This window comes from Marinobacter salexigens, assembly GCF_002806945.1.
Classification (GTDB): domain Bacteria; phylum Pseudomonadota; class Gammaproteobacteria; order Pseudomonadales; family Oleiphilaceae; genus Marinobacter; species Marinobacter salexigens.
Window position 1 is genome coordinate 92,000 of the sequence record NZ_NIHC01000003.1, and the last position, 24,024, is coordinate 116,023.

Below are 24,024 nucleotides of genomic sequence, written 5' to 3' on the forward strand. Positions count from 1 at the left end.
CACAAACAGGCGGCTTAAGAAACGCGCCGGCCCTTACGCTTCAGGAGTTAGCTAATGAGTGAATCGAACTACAGTTCCGCCAATATCAAAGTTCTGAAGGGACTGGATGCAGTGAGAAAACGGCCAGGGATGTACATTGGCGATACGGATGATGGCACTGGCCTGCATCATATGGTGTTTGAACTGGTGGATAACTCCATCGATGAAGCTTTGGCCGGGCATTGCTCTGAAATAGGCATCATCATTCATCCGGACGAGTCGGTGAGCGTTCAGGACAATGGCCGGGGTATTCCTGTGGATATCCATGAGGAAGAAGGCGTGTCGGCGGCTGAAGTTATCATGACGGTACTTCATGCGGGGGGTAAGTTTGATGATAACTCCTACAAGGTTTCCGGAGGCTTGCACGGTGTTGGTGTTTCAGTTGTAAACGCACTGTCCTCTACCCTCACCCTGACTATTCGTCGTGAAGGCAAGGTCTATGAGCAGGTTTATTCCCACGGTGTTCCTAATGCACCCTTGACGGCTGTGGGCGATACAGATGCGTCGGGTACCCGGGTACACTTTATTCCTTCTCCGGAAACCTTCTCTACTATCGAGTTCCACTACGACATACTGGCCAAGCGCATCAGAGAGTTGGCTTTTCTGAACAGCGGCGTTCGTATTCGGCTCACGGATGAGCGCAGTGGCAAAGAAGAAATCTTTGAGTATGAGGGTGGTCTGCGGGCATTTGTTGAGCATCTCAACACCAACAAAACGCCCATTAACCGGGTGTTCCATTTTACCCGTGAGCGTGAAGACGGCATTGTTGTTGAAGTTGCCATGCAATGGAATGATGCCTTCCAGGAAAATATTTATTGCTTCACAAACAATATTCCCCAGCGCGACGGCGGTACTCACCTGGCTGGTTTTCGTGCTGCCCTAACCCGCTCATTGAACAACTATATTGAGCTGGAGGGCTTGGGTAAGCGCGCAAAAGTAAACACCTCCGGGGACGATGCTCGTGAAGGCTTGACCGCGATTATCAGTGTGAAAGTGCCTGATCCGAAATTTTCTTCGCAGACCAAAGACAAATTGGTGTCTTCGGAAGTAAAAACCGCCGTTGAGCAGGAGCTTTACCAAAGCTTTGCGGAGTACCTGCAGGAGCAACCTAACGAAGCCAAGCTAATCGTTAACAAGATGATTGAAGCAGCCCGGGCACGGGAAGCGGCGCGGAAAGCTCGGGACATGACCCGACGCAAAGGCGCTCTGGATATCGCAGGCCTGCCAGGAAAGCTGGCAGACTGTCAGGAAAAAGACCCTGCCCTGTCTGAACTGTTCATAGTGGAGGGTGACTCGGCGGGCGGCAGTGCCAAACAGGGCCGGGATCGCAAAACCCAAGCTATTCTGCCTTTGAAGGGTAAAATCCTGAATGTGGAGAAAGCCCGCTTCGACAAGATGCTGTCTTCCGCTGAAGTTGGAACGCTGATCACGGCTTTGGGTTGTGGTATTGGTCGGGAAGAGTTCAACCCGGACAAGCTCCGTTACCATTCCATCATCATCATGACGGACGCCGACGTGGACGGTTCCCACATCCGCACGCTGCTGTTGACCTTCCTGTTCCGCCAGATGCGCGAGATCATAGAACGTGGTCATGTATTCATTGCTATGCCGCCACTTTACAAGGTCAAGCGTGGTAAGCAGGAGCAGTACCTTAAGGATGAGAAGGCGATGGAAGCCTACCTGACACAAACCTCCCTGGAAGGTGCGCAACTGTACGTGAACCCGGAAGCACCACCAATCAAGGACTCTGCTTTAGAGACCATGGTGAAGGATTACCAGGCCGTTATGGCGATGATTGAGCGTCTGTCCCGTGCCTACCCAGCAAAGGTGCTGGAACAGATGCTCCATAACGACACCCTGAAAGCAGAGCATCTGAAGGATGAGACTACAGTTGCCGCTTGGGCGAGTCGCTTGGGTGACGGGTTGGACATAGATACTCGTACCGGCACGAAGTATACCTTCTCTGTTAGTAAAGACGCAGAGCGCGGGCTTTACTTGCCTAAGGTCACCCTCCATGTTCACGGTATACCGACAGAATACGTGTTCAGCCACGACTTCTTCGATTCGCCGTCTTACGGTGCAATTGCGCGACTTGGTGAGACTCTGAATGGGCTTGTCGAGGAAGGTGCATACATCCAGCGTGGTGAGCGGAAGCAGGCCGTATTGTCGTTTGAGGGCGCTTTAAACTGGTTGATGAAGGAGGCCCAGCGTGGCCTTAACATCCAGCGCTACAAAGGCTTGGGCGAGATGAACCCGGAACAGCTTTGGGAAACCACTATGGACCCAGAAAGCCGTCGCATGATGAAAGTGAAAATTGAAGATGCCATTGCGGCAGACCAGATCTTTACAACTCTCATGGGTGATGATGTAGAGCCACGCCGTGACTTTATCCAGGCTCACGCTCTGGAAGTTCATAACCTCGACATCTAGCAGGCCTTAATCCGGCAACAAAAAAAGCGGCCAGAATTTTATCCTGGCCGCTTTTTTTGTTTGAAAGCAATATCTTGTTGTTTGCCGGTTATTTTCGGGGCGCTGTACCAGACGAACGGGCTTTTTCCTTTTCTGCGAGATGCGGCGCCATAACTTCTTCCAGCGTGTAGCCTGTCAAGCGACGAATGGTTCTCCACAGGTAATAGAAAATCAGCATCATCATAACCATAGAGGGAATCGCGATCATCGGATAACTTACCAGAGTCATCCTTCCCAGCTCTTCATTAAAAGCCTGGGTACCGGAGGGGCTTACAACAATCCACCGTGCCAGAACGTAGTTCATGATGGAAGAAAACAAAAAGGTGCCAGCAAAGAAGTAGCTAGCCTTCAGCAAACGCCCTTCAAATTCTTCTACCCGGTCTTTTTCTTCCAGTGTTTTCTGAATTTTTTCCACGTCAAGCACATTGGGGTTGTAAAGCAGTGTGCGTACCAAAGGGTATTTGGTTCGAGTAGATGCAAGCACCGCTAAGCCAATAATCGCTGGAATGGCTGCTTCCTTTACCGCCAGCCAGCCCGCATCCAGCTCCAGCAAGCCGATGCCGCCCGTCAGCCCAACGCTGATCAGGCCCAGCAACGCGATGAAGTTCTTCTTGTTGTAGCGAATCAGCTCAAACAGCCCCCACCCCAGCGGGAATGCCAAGCCGATAATCAGGGCGTTAACACTGCCGAGATGCTGATCACCACTGAATTTCATGAGAATGACGGATGGAATGATAATGCTGACCAGAAGGTCTACCCATGGTCTGGGTTTGTGGTCGGGCACGGCTGTGGTGTTTGGTGCGGTCATGGCTCTGCCTGGTTAGTGAAAGGGCTTGAGGCAGTATACGACGAACCCCATAAAAAAACCGAACCCGGAGGTTCGGTTTGATCTACAAAAGCCACTGGACGGGATGTATCAGGCGCCAGCTTCCTTCAGGCACTCTTCTACAATCGCCAGTCCTTCTTCGAGGATATTATCCTCAATGGTTACCGGCATCAGGAAGCGCAGCGTATTTCCAAACATACCGCAGCTGAGAAGGATGAGCCCCTTCTCTTTGGCTTTTTTGGTAATCTCCCCCGCCAGATCAGGACGTGGTTTGCGGCTTTCCTTGCTTTCTACCAATTCGAATGCCGCCATGGGGCCCAGGCCGCGAACGTTATCCACATGGGTAAACTGTTCCTGCCACTGGGTGAAGCGCTGATTCAGCTTTTCGCCCAAGCTGATGCTTTTACCAAGAATATCCTCTTCCTTGAATACCTCGAATACCGCAAGGGCAGCCGCACAAGCAGTCGGGCTACCTGTATAGGTGCCGCCCAGCGAGTTGGGCCCAGACGAGTCCATAACTTTGTCAGTACCAACAATTGCTGAGATTGGCATACCATCCGCCATACTCTTGGCCATGGTAATAATGTCGGCTTCGACACCGCTGTGCTCAAGGGCAAACATCTTACCGGTACGGCCAAAGCCACTCTGAACTTCGTCCACAATCAGCAGAATGCCGTTATCGTCGCAGATCTTACGCAGTGCTTTCAGAAAGCTGGTTGGCGCGGCGTAAAAACCGCCTTCGCCCAGTACCGGTTCGAGCACAATAGCTGCCGTCTGGTTTGCGGGTGAATCGGCTTTCATGGTCATTTCCAAGCCACGCAGAGCGTCTTCTTCGGTCACGCCGTGATAGGGCACAGGATAAGGTGCGCGGTATACGCTGCCCGGCATGGGGCCGAAGTCTGTCTGGTAAGGCGCTGCCTTGCCATTCATCGCCATGGTCATGAAGGTCCGGCCGTGATAACCGCCATTGAAACAGATGACGTTGGTGCGGCCAGTAGCTGCGCGGGCAATCTTGAGGGCGTTTTCGAGAGCTTCCGCGCCCGAGTTCGCCAGCATCACCTTGGCGTGGCCTTTTACCGGTGTTACTTCGCTCAGTTTCTGTGCCAGGCGCACATAGCCCTCATAGGGCATGACTGTCTGGCAGGTGTGCATCAACTTGTCCAGCTGGGCTTTGACTGCCTCAACCACTTTCGGGTGCCGGTGACCGATGTTAAGGACACCAATACCACCGGCAAAGTCGATCATGCGGTTGCCGTCGGCGTCCCATAGTTCAGCGTTGGTTGCGTGGTCGGCAAACTGCTCGTTAGGGCTCGCCGCACCCGCTGCAACATAGCGTTCTTTGAGGGCCTGCAATTCTTTATTGCTCACTTTGCCATTCTCCCTGTGTCTCTGATTTAAACAATCTCATTTACTAGTGTAGGGAGTAGTCGGGCATGACACAAACCGGGGGAGATGAATATCTGGCTTATGCTGGTTGCTCCCGGAACTGCAAGTCAGCCAAACGTCGATAAAGCTCATTGTGCTTGATGAGTTCTTCATGGCTACCGACAGCCAACAGGCGCCCCTGATCCAGCACGGCAATACGGTCAGCATTGCGCACGGTGGCTAGCCTATGGGCGATCACCAGTGTGGTTCTACCAGATGTGAGTGATGGCATGGCTTGTTGAATCAAGCTCTCACTCTCCGCATCCAGTGCACTGGTGGCTTCATCCAGTAACAATATGGGCGCATCAGCCAGCAACGCACGGGCAATCGCAAGCCGTTGCTTCTGGCCACCTGAGAGCCCTAGACCGCCATCACCAAGCTGTGTGTTGTAGCCGTCTGGCAGTGTCTCGATGAACTCATGGGCATGGGCAATGCGCGCAGCTTTTTCAACATCTCTCAGGCTGGCATTCGGGCGTGCGTAGCGGATGTTGTCGGCCACGGTGCCATGGAACAACGCGGGATTCTGGGGTACTAGTGAAAAGCATGCCCGGAGCGCTTCAAGTGAAACCGTTGTGCTGTCTGTGCCGTCAATATGAATTGTACCGCTGTCGGGCTGATAGAAATGCAGCAGCACATCAAAGAGTGTGGACTTTCCTGCCCCCGAGGGGCCAACCAGAGCCGGGTGTTCGCTCCGGCCAGGGTAACTGAAGTTAAGGCCATTGATAGTAATTTCGCCGGTCACAACTCCCGGGAATTCATCTGCCTGTTCTGTTGGCCGCTCAAATGCCGCTTTCGTCTGAAGCAGCTCAAAAAGCCGCGCGGCGGAACCAGCCGCCCGTTGCAGCTCACCGATAACCTCGCTGATAGCACCTGCGGCTACACCCACCAGCAAACTGTAAAACAGAAACGCTGCCAGCTCTCCCGGGGTAATGCGGCCATGAATAACATCCAGACCGCCAATCCAGATCACTATACCCACTGCCCCCATCACCAGGGAAATGGCGAGGGTGGTTAACCAGGCTCGCTGTTTTATTCGGGCCCGGGCTATCTCGAAGGCTCTTTCGGACACGTCTGAAAAAAAGCGTCGGTCGTAGGGTTGGTGATTGAAGGCCTGAACGGTTTTGATTTGGGTAAGGTTTTCACCCACATAACTGCCCACATCTGCCACCCTGTCCTGGCTGAGCCGAGACAACTGCCGAACCCGTCTGCCAAAAAACAGGATGGGTGCAATAACAAGCGGGAAACCCAGCAAAATGATCCCGGCGAGTTTGGCATTGGTGATGAATAGGAGAATCAGACCACCTACCAACATCAGCGCATTACGCAGGGCAATGGAGACGGTTGAGCCGATCACCGATTGCAGAACAGTTGTGTCGGCGGTAAAACGTGACTGTATTTCCAATGCGCGGTTTTGCTCGAAAAAACCCGGGTGCAGATCAATCAAATGATTGAACACTTGCTTGCGGATATCAGCCACCACGCGCTCGCCAATCCAGGACACTAAGTAAAAGCGCGAGAAGGAACCAAAGGCCAGCCCCAAGACCAGTATGAAGAACAGGCCTACGGCTCGAGCGAGATTCTCCGGAGATTGTGTTGCCAGACCCTGATCTACCAGAATCCTGAGCCCCTGCCCCAACCCGAGTGTGATGCCGGCGGTGATGACCAGCGCCATCAGCGCACCGGCGACGGCTTTGCGATAGGGAATAATAAAGCCGATGATCAGTTTCAGGGCTTGCCGGTGACGAGTGTTGATGGTGTGCCTCCTGAGTTTGGCTGCGGTAAACTTAGCCAGCTATACGGTTATGCTTAAAGTAAAGACTTATCATACAGTCAGACAAGAGCATGTGGGCAGGTACCTCCGGCCAGAACCGTCAAAAGCCAGGGATGGCTTTTGTCGAGCGTACAGGGAAGTATTTACAGCGTGTTCTGGCCGGAGGTACCTGCTCGCATGCTCGTAAACTCCGTCTTATCCGATAACTCCTTATTTGATAATCCCGTCCAAAAAAAGGATCCCGAGTGAGAGCCTACGCAGACAGTGATTACCCCGCCAACCATAAACCGAACTGGAAAGTGATTGCCGGGCTTTGGCCCTATCTCACCGAGTTCCGTGGACGAGTGGCCCTGTCGATCAGTTTTTTGGTATTGGCAAAGCTGGCCACAGTCGCAACCCCGGTGGCGCTGAAATACATCGTCGACTACCTCGACCAAGGCCGGGAAGGCGAGCTGCTGCTGTGGATTCCCGTTGTGCTGGTGGTGGCCTATGGCACCTTGCGGTTTGGCAGCACCTTGTTCGGCGAGCTGCGAGACGCCGTGTTTGCACGAGTGGCCGAGCGCGCCATGCGACGGGTATCGCTGCGGGTATTCCGTCATCTCCACGAACGGGAACTGGCATTCCATCTGGATCGCAAAACCGGTGGGCTGGCCCGGGATATCGAGCGCGGCACCACCGGTATCAGCTTTCTGCTGCGCTTTACCCTGTTCAATATAGTGCCCACCTTGCTGGAAATCCTGATGGTGGCAGGCATTTTGTTCGTAGCGTTTAACGCCAGCTATGTGCTGGCCATCCTCATATCAGTGGTGGTGTATGTGGTGTTCTCCATCAAAGTCACCGAATGGCGCACCAAGTTCGTGCGTGAGGCAAACGCCCGGGATAACCAATCCAACTCCCGCGCCATCGACAGCCTGCTCAACTACGAAACCGTTAAGTACTTCAATAACGAAACCTTTGAAGCCGACCTGTACGACGAGAATCTTGAAGGCTGGGAGAAAGCACGCCTGAAGAACCGCCTGTCCCTGGCGGCACTCAACTCCGGTCAGGCACTGATTATTGGTTTGGCCATGATTACCATGATGCTGATGGCCGTGAGGGAAGTTGCCAGTGGCGCTATAACCCTCGGTGATTTCACCATGATCAACGCCTACCTGCTGCAACTGTTTATCCCCCTGAATGCTCTGGGCTTTGTGTACCGGGAAATTCGTCAGTCTTTGGTGAATGTGGAGCGGTTGTTTGGTTTGCTTGGAGAGGCGCCGGCGATTAAAGATGCGCCTGAGGCTCCTGCGTTAACTGTGGATAAAGGCGAGATAGGCTTTCATAACGTACATTTCGCTTATCGAGCAGATCGCCCGATTCTGCAGGATGTGGATTTCACCATACCAGCTGGGCATACCTTGGCCGTTGTGGGTGCCAGCGGTGCCGGTAAATCCACCCTCGCCCGCCTGCTGTTCCGGTTTTTTGATGTGAATAAAGGCAGCATCACTATTGATGGCCAAGATATTCGTGAGGTCAGCCAGAACAGCCTACGCTCTGTGATCGGAGTGGTACCGCAAGACACAGTGCTGTTTAACGACACCCTGTATCGCAATCTCGCCTACGGCCGCCCCGAAGCCACAGAGGCGGAAGTGCATCATGCAGCACAACAAGCACACCTCGATGACTTCATCCGCAGCCTGCCAGAAGGTTACGACACCAAAGTTGGCGAACGCGGCCTGAAACTCTCCGGCGGTGAAAAACAGCGGGTAGCCATCGCCCGTGTGTTGCTCAAAAACCCGCCGTTGCTGATCCTGGATGAAGCGACTTCTTCCCTGGATTCCATATCCGAGCAGGCAATACTGGAAGCGTTGAATGAAGTCAGCCGCCAGCGTACTACTTTGGTTATCGCCCACCGCTTATCCACAGTGCGCGATGCCGACAAGATTCTGGTAATGGATCAGGGCAGGATTGTGGAAAGCGGCAGTCACAATGAGTTGCTGGCGCAGAATGGTTATTACGCCAGATTGTGGCTGCAGCAACAGCACAGCGATGAAGAAGAGGAACGCGTTTGAGGAAACGGCTCTGTATGTAGAGCGCAGCATTGTGGTCTATGGTTGGTTTAAGCTGTTCGATGGATTGTTTGCAGGGAATGACTATGCCACCACGTTTGCGATATCCCGGAGTTTACATCGAGGAAACAGGCTCGGGAGCGAAAGCCATAGTGGGTGTGCCCACTTCGATAACGCTCTTCATTGGCATGGCTCGCGAAGGCGATCTCAACCGCCCCACCCTTATTCGTGGAGTTGATGAGTTTGAGCAGGCCTTCGGCGGCGATGTTACTTATGGCGAGATGGCGCTGCAGGTTAAACAGTTTTTCCTCAATGGGGGTACCGAGGCGGTTGTCGTGCGCATTGAGGGCGACGATGGGGGCACGCCTGAACTTGCCGACTACGAAAACGCATTCAGCTCGGTTGAATCTGAAGTTGATACCTTCAACTTATTGGCTTTACCCCGGGGTTTTGAGCAGACGGATGACCAACGGCAACGCCTGTGGGGCTCAGCCAGCGTGTTTTGTCAGCGTCAACGGGCATTCCTGATTATAGATCCCCGGAGCGACCGGCAAACGGCGGCTGAGGTTGCTGCAGGAATGGCAGGGGTGCGAACAGGTGTGGTTATTGATCATGCGGGCATCTACTGGCCACGTATTCTGTCGGCCTACAGTGCTCTGCCGATTGATCCGTCCGGAACCCTGGCCGGTATTATGTCGCGTACCGATGCCAAGCGCGGCGTCTGGAAGCCTCCGGCAGGGCGGAATGCGTCCCTTCTGGGTGTTACTGGTCTGGAGCATCAGGTTACAAACACTGAGCATCGCACCCTGAATCCCCAAGGCGTTAATGCACTGCGGCAGTTTGCCGGCGGCGCGATGGTATGGGGTGCGCGTACCCTGGCCGGCTTTGAATACTCGGGTGAGCATGAATACAAATACATCGCTGTCCGCCGCACAGCGCTGTACATTGAGGAAAGCCTTTTCCGGGGACTGGAATTTGCAGCGGCTGAGCCAAATGACGAACGCTTGTGGGCACAAATTCGGTCAGTCGCCGGCAGCTTCATGCACAACCTTTTCCGACAGGGTACATTTCAGGGCGCAAAGGCCTCTGATGCCTGCTTTATACGCTGCGATTCCACCACGACCACTCAGAACGATATCGATATGGGGCGCGTTAATCTGGTGGTAGGCTTTTCCCCAATGCGCCCGGCAGAGTTTGTTGTTCTGAAGATTCGGCAGGACTGTCGCCTCCCTTCAATCAAGAAGTCGATCCAGACGCCAACACCGAACCTAACCCGGAAGCGCGTACGACCCTCTGGCCGACGCCGTCACTGAACACACTGGCATCACCAGTGATCAGGCTGAACCAGTTCTTTGCACGGGTAATGCCGGTGTACACCAACTCTCGGGTGAGCACAGGGCTAAGGCGATCCGGCAACACCAGGCTGGTGTGATTGAACTCTGAGCCCTGGGATTTATGCACCGTCATGGCGTACACGGTTTCCAGTTGTTGCAGCCGGCTGGGTGATATCCAGCGAATATCGCCGCTGCCGTCACTGGTGGGAAAGGCCACACGCAACAGGGGTTTTGGTTGTTCGCCGTTGGCTTGTGCGTCAGGACCTGGGGGCAAACTGAAGGTAATGCCCACATCGCCGTTCATCAGGCCCAGGTTGTAATCGTTGCCTGTAATCAGCACGGGCCGTCCCGCGTACCAGCCTTCGGTTCGCCGGATTAACTTCTGCTCGAGCAGGTGCTGGGCAATCAGTTCGTTCAGGCCTTCCACACCCCAAGGGCCGCGGCGCAGGGCGCAGAGCACCTGAAAATCACTGAAGGCCTCTAATACGGATCTGGCCAGCTCGTCCCACTGTTCTGTGGTGCTGGTGGCGTCCAGGTTGTGGCTCTGCATCAGCGACAAGTAGTGACGATAGCCTACCGGGGGCGGGAGTGGCTTACCTGCGCTATTCAATCGCCCCTCCCCGCTGTTCTGAAATGCCTCCGGGCTGCCACTGACCGCATGACGGCAGATCAACGCCTGAGTGTCTTCCAGCGAGGGCTTACTGGTACGGCCATTCAGCCACACTACATCCTCAAAACCGGCGCTGCGAGCCTGCTGAAGCATGCTGTCGTTCAGGGTGTTGGTGTTGACCGCTTCGGCCAGTTGGCGAATGCCGCTGCCTTCGGCAAAGCGGTAGCTTTTGCGCAACATGGCTACGGCCTGATCCAGTGGCTGGCCTTCGGGGTTCTGCAGGTGTTCGGGTATGTCTGTGTTGGTTATGGCTTTCAGCCACTGCACTGTTTCCGGCAGATAGTGCCCGTCTGGCGCACGTTGGCAAAGTTCACCCAGCACGGCACCGGCGTCTACCGAGGCCAGCTGGTCTTTGTCGCCCAGCAGAATCAGTTGGGCGTTGGCGGGCAGGGCGTCGAATACCGACGCCATCATGTCGAGATCCACCATAGAGGCTTCATCGATCACCAGAATATCCACCAGCAGCGGGTTGTCGCGGTTATGGCGGAACTTGCGGGTGTCCGGGCGGCTACCCAGCAATCTGTGCAGGGTGGTTACCCTGGTGGGGATGTCTGCCAGAGACACCTGCCCCGGGAGCTGTGCCAAAGGCAAGCGGCTGACCGCCCCGCCGATGGATTCGTTCAATCGGGCTGCGGCTTTGCCTGTGGGGGCTGCGAGGCGGATGCGGTATTTGCGTCCATCGCGCTCGGTGGATTTGCCCGCGACAGACTGAAGGGCGGCCAACAGATTCACCACGGTGGTGGTTTTGCCGGTGCCGGGGCCACCGGTAATCACCGCGAAACGGTTGCGGGCGGCCAGGGCGCAGGCGAGCTTTTGGTAATCCACAGCGGAACTTGCAGAACCCTGTGGTTTAAACAGTACGTTCAGAGCATTGCTAAGTGTTTTTGCAGAAGTCGATGTTGGGTCAGCCAGGGGAGACGATTGCTCCAGTCGCTGTAGAATGCCGGCGGCAATTTGTTGCTCGTACCGCCAGAACCGGCGCAGGTAAAGCCGGGTTCCGCTCAATACCAATGGAGTAGTATGTGAGCCATCACTTACCGCAAGAGCCTTATCCAGAGCCGCCAGGAATTGCTGAGTGGATACGCGAGCCAGAATATTTCCGGGGCTATTAAGGATGACACCAGCGTTTTCCTGCTCTGCCGATGAACTTGGCAGAACGCCTCCGGTTTGTGAGGAAGGGGCACCCTTGGGCTCCTCCGGTGGCAGCGAAAGCGTGTTATCCGCATCGGCCAGCAGGGTGGCCAGATCCACACACACATGGCCCCGACCGACCTGGTGAGACGTTAGTGCCGCGAGTAGAAGAACCAGCGGCTGCGGTGCTTCGCCCTGCTCTTCTGACAGATCCTGAATCAGCCGTGCAAAGCGCACATCCAGCGGGCGAATCCAGCCGGCCTGTTGCCAGCTATCCAGGAGCGACAAAACAGTTTCGGTCTGATCCAAGGTCAGGCCCGAGTCTTGGCTGGGAGACGCAGACGGTGTTTTATCCATATCAATGGCACTATCCATATCAGCAGCCTTGTCTAGCTCACCAGAGCCGTCCAGATCAAAGGCAAACTGGTTGTCGGTATTCCGTGTTTTACTCATGCCGCCACCTCCCCGGGGGCTGCCTTGCCATCGAACATGGCATCCAGTTGTTCAATCAATTCTCTGGGTGGTTTGTCGGTAAACGCCCCTGCTCCCGGCGCGTTCACGCCGCGCAAAAACAGGTACACCGCGCCGCCTATGTGCTGGTCGTAGTCGTAATCCGGCAGGCGGGCTTTCAATAGACGGTGTAGGGCCAGCAGATAGAGGATGTACTGCAGATCGTAGCGCTTCTCCAGAATCGCCTCGCCCATGGCCTGATCTGTGTAGGCGCTGTCGTTCTCGCCAAGGTAGTTGGATTTGTAGTCCAGCACGTAATACTGCCCGTTGTGTTCGAAGATCAGATCGATAAAACCCTTCAGCATGCCGTTGAAGCGTCCGCTGTCTACCCGTGGCCGGTCTGCCCCATTGAGGGTGTGTTGTGTCACCAGATTGTCCATGGCTCGGGTGCTCACGTTGCGGCTTTCAAACCAGAACTCCAGTTCCGGCCGCAGGGTGCTCAGGCTCGCCAGGCTGACGCTTTCACCGCCGTTACGGTTCAGCGGCAGCGGCTGGCGGATGAGCGCCAGTATCCAGTGTTCCAGCGTATCGACCCAGTCACTCCAGCCCCGGGTGCTGCAACGGCGGGTGAGCTGCTCACGCAAGTGTTCGGGGTTATCCACAACCTGTTGCAGGCCTTGCTGTACGCACCATTCCAATAGATCGTGCAGAAAGGTGCCTGGCCCCGCGCCTTTGGGGAAATTGTGCAGGCTGTGGCTGAGGGGAATCGGTGTGTCTTCGTCTTCCGGGTTGTGGGCGCCTTCTTCCAGCAGGTTCTGGGTTTCGGCGTCTTCCACTTCCCCGGTGAAGGCTATACCGGTACCGGAAAGCCCGGTGTATTCCAGAGAGGAGTAACTGGCAATCCACCAGTCTTCCCGGGCTTCCCGGCTGGAAGCCAGTGCTGGCCCAAGAGCCTCGGGTGCCTGTGGGTTATAGAGCATGTCCTCCGGTTCCGGCAGCGGCGTGACCGAGATCTCCGGCCTGCCCTGGCCAAGAGCATCCAGACACTGACTGATGTTGTCAGCCCCGTTCCCGGAAATCAGATAACCCAGGCCGCTTTGCTGCCAGTTATCAAGAGCCGCGGCGCCCACCCAGGTGACGAACCTTGCCCGGGTCAGGGCCACGTAGATTTTGCGGATGTCTTCGCCCAAGCGTTCCTGATCAGCCTTAGCGACGTCGTCGGCACTGGGGTCGAACACGGTAATCAGTTTGTTGTCACTATCGTGATAGCTGACGAACGATTGTTTTTCGTTCTGCGCCCGGAAGGCTGTGCCAAACGGCAGGAACACCAAGGGGTATTCCAGGCCTTTGGACTTATGCACAGTAATGACTTTCACCAGGGCCGCATCGCTTTCAAGGCGCAGGGTGCGGTGCTCGTCTTCTTCATCGGCGGCGCGCAAAATCTGGGTGAAGTGGTGCACAAGTGCATGTTCGCCATCCAGTTGCAGGCTGTCTTGTTGCAGCAATTCAGCGATGTGCAGAATGTCGGTCAACCGGCGCTCGCCATCAGGCCGTTGCAGCAAGCGTCCGGGCACTTTGAAGTCCATCAGGAAGCTGCGCAGCATGGGTAGTACACCTTGGCTGTGCCACTGATGTTGATAACCGATAAACCGCTCAATTTCCCGTTCCAACGCAAGTTCGTCGGTGAGCAACTGGTTCATCGCCTGCCAGGACTGGCCCAGTGTAGGAGTCGCCAGCGCAGCCCGGATGTAAGCCAGTTGCCTGGGTTCGGCGAAGGCACGTAGCCAGGATAAGACTTCTTTCGCTTCTGCCGACGTCAGTACCGAGCCCCGGTCAGACAGGTACACACTTTTGATGCGCCGGCGGCCTAAAGCATCGCGAACGGCCGCGGCTTCATCCCGGTTGTTGACCAGCACGGCAATGTCTTGTGGGCTAACCGGTTCCAGATCCTTCGGGTTGTCCTGCAACACAAAGCCGGCTTTCCCAGCCTGCCCCAGCGTTAGTAAACGGGCAATCTCACTGGCACAAGTTTCGGCGATGTCGGTAGTGGCGGTGCCTTTTGCGATGGCTTTTGGGCTGCCGTCTTTGTGTGTATCGCCGGATTCGTGGGTCCAGAATATCAGGCTTGGTTGTGGTTCTTGGTCTATAGACCACACTCGTTTGGTGCCGTTAGCAGCAACACTCTGAAACGGCAGGGGTGAGGTATCACCCTGCCCAAACAGGAAGGCTCCGTCCTGGCTGTGTTGGTCACTGTATTCGAATACCCGGTTGACGGCAGACACCATGGTTTGTGCAGAGCGGAAGTTTTTCCCCAGGGTATAGGTGCGGTCTTGTACCCCCAGGCGGGCTTGCAGATAGGTGTAGATATCCGCACCCCGGAAGCCGTAAATGGCTTGTTTTGGGTCACCGATCATCAGCAGGCAGGTGTCCGGATGGTTCTCTTCAACCCGGTAGATGCGGTCGAAAATCCGGTACTGAACCGGGTCGGTGTCCTGAAATTCATCAATCAATGCCACCGGAAACTGGCGGCGAATGGTGGCGGCCAGTTGCTCGCCCCGGGGGCCGTGCAGCGCATCGTCGAGCCGGGTTAGCAGGTCGTCAAAGCCCATTTCCGAGCGTTTCTGTTTTTCATCTTCCAGCCGCCGGGCAATCCAATGGCTGGCGTGGCGCAGGATGTCGGATTTTGCGCTGGGTTGGTTTTGGCCGAACTCGATCAGTTCTTCAATAGCGTCGAGCGCCGGATGATGCGGAGCCGGGTCGTCACCTTTCAGGATGTTATCCAGCCCTTCGGGGGTTTGGTTCTTGAAGCCCGCCGCGGAATCCAGTTTTTCCGGTAACAAGTCATCGGAGTTGGCCCAGGCCACCAGGGTATCCCAGACTTTTAGCATGGCATTCTTGCTGCCACCGTGCAGCCGCTTGCTCTTGTTGAGATCGTTTAGCAGGTCGGTGACCTCACCCTGCCACTCGGCCCAGTCGTAGCGTTTCAGCGCGTTGGATTGGTTCTCTCTTTCGGTGACCACCTGTTCAATGGCGTTGTGAACATCCGCAGGCGGGGTGCCCAGGCTGTCCGGGTCGCCTATCAGGTTGCGCACGGCAGAGCGAAGGTCTGTTGGGGTTTTCCAGTGACTCAGGGCTTCATCCATCAGCATCGGTGGCAGCGGATAAACGAAAGTGCGCCAGTAGTCCCGGGCGACGTCATCCAGCAATTCGCTCTGGTCGGTTTCCAGCGTGAGTTTGAACAGGCTGCCACTGTCGAAGGCGTGCTCGCTCAACATGCGGTTGCAGAAGCCGTGGATGGTGGACACTGCGGCTTCGTCCATCCACTCGGCGGCGAGCAGCAGTTTTTTACGGCAATCGGGCCAGCTGGCCGGGTCCGGATAGCTCTCGTCCCGCAGCTTGTGGATAAGTGCTGTTTCCGGCGAAGGCTCAAGCTCAGCGGCGTGCTCGGAAAACACCTCGGCGGCCTGGGTGAGCCGGGTGCGGATACGGTCTCGAAGTTCTTTAGTGGCAGCTTCGGTAAAGGTCACCACCAACAGGTTCGGTGGCAGCAGATCTTGCAGTGGGCTTTGGTCTGTCTGGCCGTGGCCCAGTACCAAGCGCACATACAAAATGGCAATGGTGAAGGTTTTGCCGGTGCCGGCACTGGCTTCAATCAGGGCGCTGCCGTTCAGGGGCAGCGCTAAGGGGTCGAGATTAGGGTTTCGGTTGCTTGGTTGCTCTGTCATGCCATCTTCTCAATCTGTTCCGCCGCGGACTTGTCCTGCTCTGCTTCCCACAGGGGGACATACAGATCGTGCAGGAGCGCCTCAAATTCACCACTGGCCATCAGGGCTTCCGGGGTTTCAAAGGCACCGCGCAGATAGCCGTTGTCTCTGCCCAAAGCGGTGTTGTACACATTTTCTGCTTCTTCTATGGCGCGTTCGTGATTGCCCAGGTATTTCTTGCCGCCATAGTAACTGGTGACCCAGGCAAAACCGGCGTCGCAGTGAATGGGCAAGGCCCGGGTGGTGGCTTCCATCCAGCGTTTCAAAACTGTGTCGAAATGCTGCTGGGCCGTTTCGGGGGTCATGGCGGCGAAAGTGAACTTGCGGTCTTCTTCCTTGCCCAGAATCAGGGTTGCAAAGGGTTGGCCGCTGAGCTGCCCGGCCAGATGAACCAACCAGTCCCGAATCAGGTTGGCGTAGCGCACTTTTCTGCTGGAACCGGAGCCAGTCAGTAAACCGGAGCTGGCCACCACCAGCCGGCACAGGTCGCCATTGGCATTGCGGCGCAAGCCATCAATCAGGTCGGCGACTTCCACTGCACCGGTGGTATGTTCAAGCGCGTAGTTGAAGGCTAAAGGCTCAGTCAGCGCTTCCGGCCATTCCGCCAAGGCGCTTTGGTAGCGCCCGAACAGGTTGGGCAAGCGCCCGGACAACTCGCTGCGCAGGCGGTGTTCGGTAACACCCATACCCAGATCGCCGCGCCGAGCCATGCGGTCCAACGCAGTTTCCAGACGCTCGTGCAGGTCCTCTTCCGTGCCGGCTTTGAGCAGGCTTTGCTGAATCAGTTCGTTATCGAGGCGCCAGCGGTCCAGCCCGTTCAGGTCAAAGTTCTCGTTGTCGGTGTCTTCGTCTTCCACCTCTTCGAAGCGCACTTGCAGGCGGCGCTGGTAGAAGGTGTCGATAGGCTTTTTCAGAAAGCCGGCCAGATCGTTCAGGCTGATGGGCTCTTCCGGTGCCTGGTACGGCAAGGGGGTGTGCGCCTGTTCTTCGGCTTCAATGCCATGGGCGCTGCGCCATTCCCGCTCATAGGTGAACAGGCTTCGGCTTTGCAGTACCTCAGCCAGTGGCTTGGCGGCTTCTTCCGGGCTGTTTTCTTCCCCATTGGATTTGGGGAAATAATCCCGGCTGAACGGCTGCAACGGGTGTTGGGTAGTGAGGGCTTTCGTCACCTTTTTATCCGGCTGCCCCGCCACTGTCCACAGGCTGTCGAGATGGTCCTGAAGCTGGGCCACCAATACCGAGGGTGGCCGTTCAGAGTCATCCTTGATGCTGCGCCCTACCCAACTGATATAAAGCTGTTCGCGAGCCGATAGCATGGCTTCAAGAAACAGGTAACGGTCGTCTTCCCGGCGGGATCGGTCGCCCGGGCGGTAATCCTGCGCCATCAAATCGAAATCCACCGGTGGCCGTGAGCGAGGATAATCGCCGTCGTTCATGCCCAGCAGGCATACCTTGCGGAAGGGAATTGCCCGCATGGGCATCAATGTGGCGAAGTTCACCTTGCCAGCCAGGAAGCGCTGGTTCAGGCCGCCCTCGTCCAGGCCTTGCAGCAATACGTCCTTCACGATATTCAATGGCAAGGATTGCTCGTCCAGTCCTGCGGCCAGTGTATCTTCCAGCCACTGCTCCAGTTGCCGGCGAAAGCGGTTCAGGAGCAACAGGTCATGCCCTTCCACTTTGTGGAAAAACTGCTCCAGCATGGCCGAGAAGAGTTCTTCCCATTGTTGCGGTGTGCGTTGTTCCTGCAGCTCCTGCCATAAGGTTTCCAGGCGGTACACAAACTCACCAAGGCGCCCGGCCAGGCTGGCTTGCAGCCCGCCGATTTCGCCGTAGGGTTGAACCCCGGCCCAGGGTTCGTCGTCGCCCATGCCGTATCCCAGCAGCATGGAACGCAGGCCAGCCTGCCAGGTGTTGCGCTCCAGGCCTGCAGGCAGTTCAAGACTTTCCCGGTGAGCACCGTGCAGGCCCCAGCGAATGTTGGCGCCTTCTACCCAGCGCCGGGCTAAGGGAATTTCCTCTTCGGCAATCTCGAAGCGATCACGAACCCCGGGCACTTCCAGCAGGCTGATGATCTCACTTACCCCGAAACGGCTGCGGGGCAGTGACATGAGCGTTTCCAGGGCAATCAGTACCGGCTCGTGGTGACGCTGGCCCTGATCGGAAATGGTGAAAGGAATGTGGCGCTTGAGGCCTGACGTGTAGCGGCCAAACACTGCCTGAATATGGGGTGCATACACATTAATATCCGGCACCATCACCATCACATCCCGGGGGCGCAGTGTGGCATCTGCGTTGAACGCCGCCAAAAGCTGGTCGTGTAGAATCTCCACTTCACGTTGCGGGCTGTGGGCATCGTGGAAGGCTATGGAATGGTCGTGGGCCAGATCGAGCTGCCGCTGTTCATCCCGGATTTCCTGAAGGGGCGTCAGGTTGTAGATGTCATTCTGAAGCTGATGCAGCAGGCACGGAACCTGACCCGATCCGTGATCGGAGAAGATGTCGATCTTCTGATCCGGCGTCTGGAAACTGGCGCGGTATTCGTCGGGATTGTCGAACTCATCCAGCAGGCGAATGTAATCCCGGCCCTGCTTACCCCAGGCGGCCAGTAGCGGATTCGCGTGTTGGTGCAGCTGGTCGGGATCTTCAATCTTAGACAGAGTCTGGTGGACTTTGCCCCGCTTGCGCTCGGCTTTCAGTAGCTCGCGGTCGCTGACAATATCTGCCCAGTAAAACTGCGACGGATTGTGTACGCAGAGCACCACCTGGCTGAAACGGCTCAGCACATAGAGAGCTTCCAAAGCCTGACGCGGCAGTGAGGATACTCCGAACACCACAATGCGTTTGGGCAAGCGGCTCGGGTGAGCGGGCGCAGTGATACGCTGGCCTTCGGCCATAAACCGGGTGTGAATCTGCGAACGGCTAGTGTGGGCTTCAGCGCCCGTGTCTTCCACCAGTTTGCGCCAGAGCATCGGCTGCCAAAGCGTTTCCTTCTCAACCGGCTTTTCCTCGCCGCGAGCGGTGATCACCACATCCCGGCCCTGCTCCCAGGCGGCCAGCCAATCGGCGCGGAATACCTGATACTGGTCGAACAGATCTGCTACTTTTTCGGCCAACTGAAACGCCCGCAAATCCGGGTCACTGCCTTCCAGAAAGCGCGCCAGCGGGTTGAACACCTCATCGGTATGCACCAGTTCCGGCAGCAGCCGATAAAGCCGCCACACCAACCGGCGCTTATCGAATGGTGACTGCTCCGGCACTTCGCCATCCGGCAGCACAGCCCGGTAGGCTTGCCAGATAAATCGCGCCGGAAACAGGAAATCCATACCCGCAGCTATGCCCAAACCACCTTCGCTACCATCTTCCGAACGCTTTTCTGCCAGTGCCAGCTTTAACCACTGGGCAATACCGTTGCTCTGCACCAGAAAGGTTTCACTTTGCAGCGGCGGCAGTGGGTTCTGTTGGCAGATAAACACAACTGCCCGGCGTAGGTCTTCCAGATGGTTGGCGTGAACGGCGTGGAAGCCGGGGGTTATGGCAGAATGTTCGGGCATGCTTTTCCTTATCGGATTATCGTATCAACCATGAACAGGGCATTGTGCTGGTGCTAACTAGTAAAGGGTACCGCAACTGGTATAAGAATCAGACCAGGTGCAGTGGACAATATAATAGAAGGTAGCGACAGGTGGTGTCGTTCTAATAGGCTTTGGTTTTATGAGTAAGCATCTTCGGCCTGCCTCGGCCGATCTTGAAAACCCCCTCTACTACCTGCAAAACATGGAAACGGTAGTTGCTTGGGTGGCGAATCATCACTCAGATCTGCTGCTGGAGCCCGAGCGAGCCTGTTTGCGCGAGTTTTTTGAGTTGTCTCGCGCTGCGCGAGCATTGCTCACTCGCATGGTGATGCGCACCGGGGATTTGTTTCGCACCGATAAGCTGAATTACCCGGAGTTGGGCTGCCCGGAAGCAGAGGCACTGGATGAGCTGATTGCCGGTGACTGGCTGGATGCGGATCCCTCGTTGGCGCTGGATGACATATTCCGCCTGTTCACCTTGGCCGAGCTGCGTACGGCTTTTGCGCCAATTTTGGAGCAAGTCAGGCTTGCTAAAAACCTCTCCAAAGCCCGATTGAAAGAAGCCCTGCAGGAAACCTTTACCGATGCCCGCCCACTGACAGACTGGTTTGATGAGGCTGCTTCCCCCGTAGTCCGGGTTCGCCACATGGCGTTATTTGATCGCATCCGCCTGATGTTCTTTGGCAATCTGCGCCAGAGCTGGTCGGATTTTGTGTTGGTGGAGCTGGGGCACCATCGCTATGAGCAGGTGGCGTTCACTCCTGAGGCGCGGGCGTTCTCTCAGCGCAGTGAGGTGGACACTTATCTGGCTATGCACCACTGCCGCGAAAGCCTGGATGCTGGCGTGCCTGCTGCTGAGGTTTGGGCTGATGTTCCCTCACCCACAGACAATCCATGGTTAATCAGCCGCCGTGATCGCTTGCTGCTTGAACTGGGGCGGCAAGCCGAGCGCCAGAGTGATCAGGAACTGGCACTGCAAGCGCTAGTGGCTAGCGGTCATCGTGAGGCCAGATTAAAACAGCTGCGGTTGTTGGAACGGATGAAATGCTTTGAGGAAGCTTGGGAGATTGCTGCGCACTGGCAAAATCAGGAGCTAAGCGATGCCGAAGCTCAGGGTTTGGCCCGTATAATCAAGCGGCTGGCGAAGAAGGTGGGTGAGCCGGTGCCACCTGCGCCGGTGAATCCTGAAATCAGGGAGTTCACGCTGACTTTGCCACAAACCGGTGCCTCAGTGGAGGCGGTGGTTCGGGATCACCTTTCCACAGCGGAAACGCCGGTGTTTTATGTGGAAAATACCCTGATCAACGGGCTGTTCGGTTTGCTGTGCTGGCACACTATCTTCAAAGCCATTCCCGGTGCTTTTTTTCATCCCTTCCATACCGGCCCAGCAGACTTGGTGCGGGAAGATTTTGTGAGTCGGCGGCAAGCATTGTTTGATGAGTGTTTTGCTGCACTGAAGAATCGCAGCTATCGCCAGAAAATTCTGGATACTTACGCAGCCAAGCAGGGCATCACCAATCCTTTTGTTGTTTGGCCGGCGCTGGATGAAGAATTGCTGAATTTGGCACTGGATAGAATTCCCGCCGCAGATTTGCTGGTAATGTTTGAACGGATCTTATTGAATATTCGCGAGCATCGCAGCGGTTTCCCGGATTTAATCAGGTTTTCGACGCAAATCGGCGAAGATAAGCAAAGTTACGAGATGATCGAAGTAAAAGGCCCAGGCGATAGGTTGCAGGATCATCAAATCCGCTGGCTGCACTTCTTCGCCAGTAAGGGTATTGCTGCCAGCGTGTGCTATCTGCGCTGGCAAGACAGCGAGGCAACAACATGAGGGTGGCAGTCCGAACCCTTTGCGAGTTTGCCGCCCGTGAGGGTGATCTGGACTTTCGTTACACTCCGGCCCCCAGCGCAGAAGAGGGCGTTCTTGGCCATCAAGCCATTCAGGGTAAGCGCGGGTACGGCTATAAAAGCGAGTATTCACTTACCGGTGAGTGCCTGGGGTTAGAGCTACATGGCCGAGCCGACGTGTATAACCCCCACTCCGGCCTGCTGGAAGAAATCAAAACCCACCGTGGCGATTTATCCAGAATACGGCCCCACCAGCGGGCGTTGCACCGGGCCCAGTTAAGAGCCTACGGCGCACTGCTCTGTAAACAGGAAAACCGCAAAACCCTGAAGTTGTCGCTGGTGTATTTCAACATTGGCAACAACCGGGAAACCCCGGTGACTGAAACAGCCACCGCCAAGGAGCTTTGGCAAGAGCTTGAAATACTGTGCGGCAAGTATCGGTTATGGGCAGAGCAGGAAACCCACCATCGAGAACAGCGGGATATTCGCCTTGCCGGCCTACGTTTCCCGTTTAAACAGTTTCGTCCCCGCCAGCGTCAGCTTGCCGAAACCGTCTACAAAAACACCGTAAAAGGCGAAACCCTGCTACTGGAAGCGCCCACAGGCCTGGGTAAAACTCTAGGCACCCTGTTCCCGGCACTGATGGCCATGCCTGCTGCAAAGCATGACCGGCTGGCATACCTCACCTGCCGAAATACCGCCCGGCAACTTGCGGTGGACGCAGTAGAGCGCTTGCGAGCCGCCCAGGATGAACCACACATCTGGCCACTCCGCACACTGGAGCTGGTGGCCAAAAATGATGCTTGCGAACATCCGGACAAAGCCTGCCATGGCGATTCCTGCCCGCTGGCAAAAGGCTTTTTTGATCGGTTGCCGGATGCCCGTGCCGAGGCAGCTCAGGCGGGAACCACGCTAACCCGGGAGGCGTTGGCAAAGATCGCAGCTGGCCATGACATTTGCCCCTACTTTCTGGCTCAGGAAATGGCTCGCTGGTGCGACGTAATAATCGGTGATGTAAACCGGATGTTCGATCAGTCTGCCCTGCTCCACGGCCTCACCCGGCAGAACAATTGGAAAACCTCTGTGCTGGTGGACGAGGCCCACAATCTGGTGGATCGCGGCCGCGGCATGTATTCGGTGCAGCTGGATCAACAGCGGCTTCTTAAGGTCCGGAAAACCGCGCCCAAAGCCCTCAAGCCCCATCTCGATCGCACCGCCCGCGCCTGGCAGGGAGTTATCCGTGATCATTCCGAAAAAGGCGACACGCCGGTATTTCTCGATGAACTTCCCGCCGCACTGACTGGCAGCCTGCAAGGACTAGTATCGGGGTTGTCAGATTATCTTGCCGACAACCCGCCAGACTTGGCGTTGCAGGAAGTGCTGTTTGAATCTGTCGCCTTCATGAAGCTGGCAGACTCCTTTGGTGATCATTCCCTGTGCGAATTTCGCCGAGAAGGCCGGGGCCGGGCAAGCATCACTATCCAGAATCTGATCCCGGCAGACTTCCTGCGGGATCGCTTTCAGGCTGCCGCTTCCGTCCTACTGTTCTCAGCCACTCTAAGCCCCGGTATCTATTATCGGGATCTGCTGGGATTGCCGGAGGACAGCCGGTTCACCTCCCTGCCCAGCCCCTTCAGTTCCGATCAGTTACAGGTGCATTTCACACCAAAGATCAGCACCCGACAGGCTCACCGCGAGGCATCGGTGGAGCCAATTTGCAAACTGATCGCCTCTCAATATCGGGAGCGACCCGGGCACTATCTGGCCTTCTTCAGCAGCTTCAAATATCTGAAAGAAGTAAGCGAGGCACTGAGCAACCATGCCCCGGATGTGCCTCAGCGTTCTCAGCATTCGGGAATGAGCCCGCAGCAGCGGAGTGAATTTCTGGCGGGCTTCCAGGAAGAGTCCGGCAGCGTGGCCTTTGCGGTTCTGGGCGGTGTGTTCAGTGAGGGGATTGATCTGCCAGGCGATCAGCTGATTGGGGCGTTTGTGGCTACCTTGGGCCTGCCGCCCTTTGACCCCTGGCACGAGATCCTTAAACATCGCCTGCAGCAGCGATTCGGCGCAGGTTACGACTATACCTACCTGATTCCGGGTTTACAGAAAGTGGCTCAGGCTGCTGGCCGGGTGATTCGTACACCGGAGGATCGTGGGGTGATCTGGCTGATTGACGACCGTTTTATGCAGCCGCAGATTCGAGGGTTGTTGCCGGAGTGGTGGTTTGGAACAGAGGCCGCTGATTAAAGCGGCCCCGTTTTCGGCAGAGGTGAATCAGCCGAAATGGTAAAACGCTACTTTGTTGCCGTCGTGGTCTTTCACGTAGGCACCGTAGAACTGGTCAGCAATACGCTGCCCAGGCTCACCGTCACAGGTCGCACCCAGCTCAATGGCCTTCTTGTAGTAAGTATCAACCGCCTCTTTCGAGCCCGGCCAGAACGCCAGCATATTGCCGTTGCCAGGGTGGTTAGGCTCACCGTCGAACGGTGTGCAAACTGCTAACGAGGGGCCCTTCATGCTTTCACCAATAAACGCAATGCGGCCCATGTCCACAAGAAGCTTTGCGCCCATGTCGCCCAGAAGCTCTACGTAGAACTTCTTGGCTTTTTCCATATCGCTGACACCAATGGTGACGTATCCAATCATGCTCTATTCTCCTGTATCGCGCCTTTTCTGC

At 56.1% G+C, this 24,024-nt stretch carries 12 protein-coding genes; 5 read left to right on the top strand and 7 right to left on the bottom strand.

Features of this window, described 5'->3' with window-relative positions:
• Positions 1-54: 54 nt before the first annotated feature.
• Complete coding sequence (gyrB, locus tag CDH47_RS05440; protein ID WP_100638851.1) at positions 55-2,469, top strand: DNA topoisomerase (ATP-hydrolyzing) subunit B; 2,415 nt, start codon at positions 55-57, stop codon at positions 2,467-2,469.
• 88 nt (positions 2,470-2,557) lie between these two features.
• Here gyrB and CDH47_RS05445 read toward each other — a convergent pair whose 3' ends face one another.
• The 3 genes from CDH47_RS05445 to CDH47_RS05455 form a co-directional block, all read right to left on the bottom strand.
• Positions 2,558-3,316: a VC0807 family protein gene (locus CDH47_RS05445; RefSeq protein ID WP_100638852.1), complete on the bottom strand. Its 759-nt coding sequence runs from the start codon at positions 3,314-3,316 to the stop codon at positions 2,558-2,560.
• A 108-nt stretch (positions 3,317-3,424) separates the two neighbouring features.
• A complete protein-coding gene (gene gabT, locus CDH47_RS05450; RefSeq protein ID WP_100638853.1) occupies positions 3,425-4,702 on the bottom strand; it encodes a 4-aminobutyrate--2-oxoglutarate transaminase in 1,278 nt (425 codons plus the stop codon).
• A 97-nt stretch (positions 4,703-4,799) separates the two neighbouring features.
• The gene (locus tag CDH47_RS05455; protein ID WP_239985587.1) at positions 4,800-6,431 is read right to left on the bottom strand and encodes an ABC transporter transmembrane domain-containing protein; all 1,632 of its coding nucleotides are present in this window, start codon (positions 6,429-6,431) and stop codon (positions 4,800-4,802) included.
• A gap of 344 nt (positions 6,432-6,775) precedes the next feature.
• Between CDH47_RS05455 and CDH47_RS05460 the strand changes: the two genes are divergently transcribed.
• Entirely contained in the window at positions 6,776-8,581 is a 1,806-nt protein-coding gene (locus CDH47_RS05460; RefSeq protein ID WP_100638855.1) for an ABCB family ABC transporter ATP-binding protein/permease, read from the top strand.
• Positions 8,582-8,664: 83 nt separating this feature from the next.
• Positions 8,665-9,891, top strand: a complete 1,227-nt coding sequence (locus CDH47_RS05465; protein ID WP_161494478.1) for a phage tail sheath family protein — start codon at positions 8,665-8,667, stop codon at positions 9,889-9,891.
• Here the strand turns inward: CDH47_RS05465 and recD are convergent.
• The 3 genes from recD to recC are packed head-to-tail and all read right to left on the bottom strand — an operon-like array spanning position 9,815 to position 19,478.
• A complete protein-coding gene (gene recD / locus CDH47_RS05470; protein WP_100638857.1) occupies positions 9,815-12,166 on the bottom strand; it encodes an exodeoxyribonuclease V subunit alpha in 2,352 nt (783 codons plus the stop codon). The two genes, CDH47_RS05465 and recD, sit on opposite strands and share 77 nt — an antisense overlap.
• Complete coding sequence (gene recB / locus CDH47_RS05475; protein ID WP_100638858.1) at positions 12,163-15,888, bottom strand: exodeoxyribonuclease V subunit beta; 3,726 nt, start codon at positions 15,886-15,888, stop codon at positions 12,163-12,165. The genes recD and recB overlap by 4 nt, the downstream gene beginning before the upstream one ends.
• Complete coding sequence (gene recC / locus CDH47_RS05480; protein ID WP_100638859.1) at positions 15,885-19,478, bottom strand: exodeoxyribonuclease V subunit gamma; 3,594 nt, start codon at positions 19,476-19,478, stop codon at positions 15,885-15,887. Before recC ends, recB begins: the two co-directional genes overlap by 4 nt.
• A 160-nt stretch (positions 19,479-19,638) precedes the next feature.
• Between recC and CDH47_RS05485 the strand changes: the two genes are divergently transcribed.
• Positions 19,639-21,333, top strand: a complete 1,695-nt coding sequence (locus CDH47_RS05485; RefSeq protein WP_100638860.1) for a VRR-NUC domain-containing protein — start codon at positions 19,639-19,641, stop codon at positions 21,331-21,333.
• Complete coding sequence (locus tag CDH47_RS05490; RefSeq protein WP_100638861.1) at positions 21,330-23,594, top strand: helicase C-terminal domain-containing protein; 2,265 nt, start codon at positions 21,330-21,332, stop codon at positions 23,592-23,594. Before CDH47_RS05485 ends, CDH47_RS05490 begins: the two co-directional genes overlap by 4 nt.
• A gap of 27 nt (positions 23,595-23,621) precedes the next feature.
• Here CDH47_RS05490 and CDH47_RS05495 read toward each other — a convergent pair whose 3' ends face one another.
• Positions 23,622-23,993, bottom strand: coding sequence for a VOC family protein (locus CDH47_RS05495; protein WP_100638862.1), 372 nt, complete (start codon positions 23,991-23,993; stop codon positions 23,622-23,624).
• Positions 23,994-24,024: the final 31 nt, after the last annotated feature.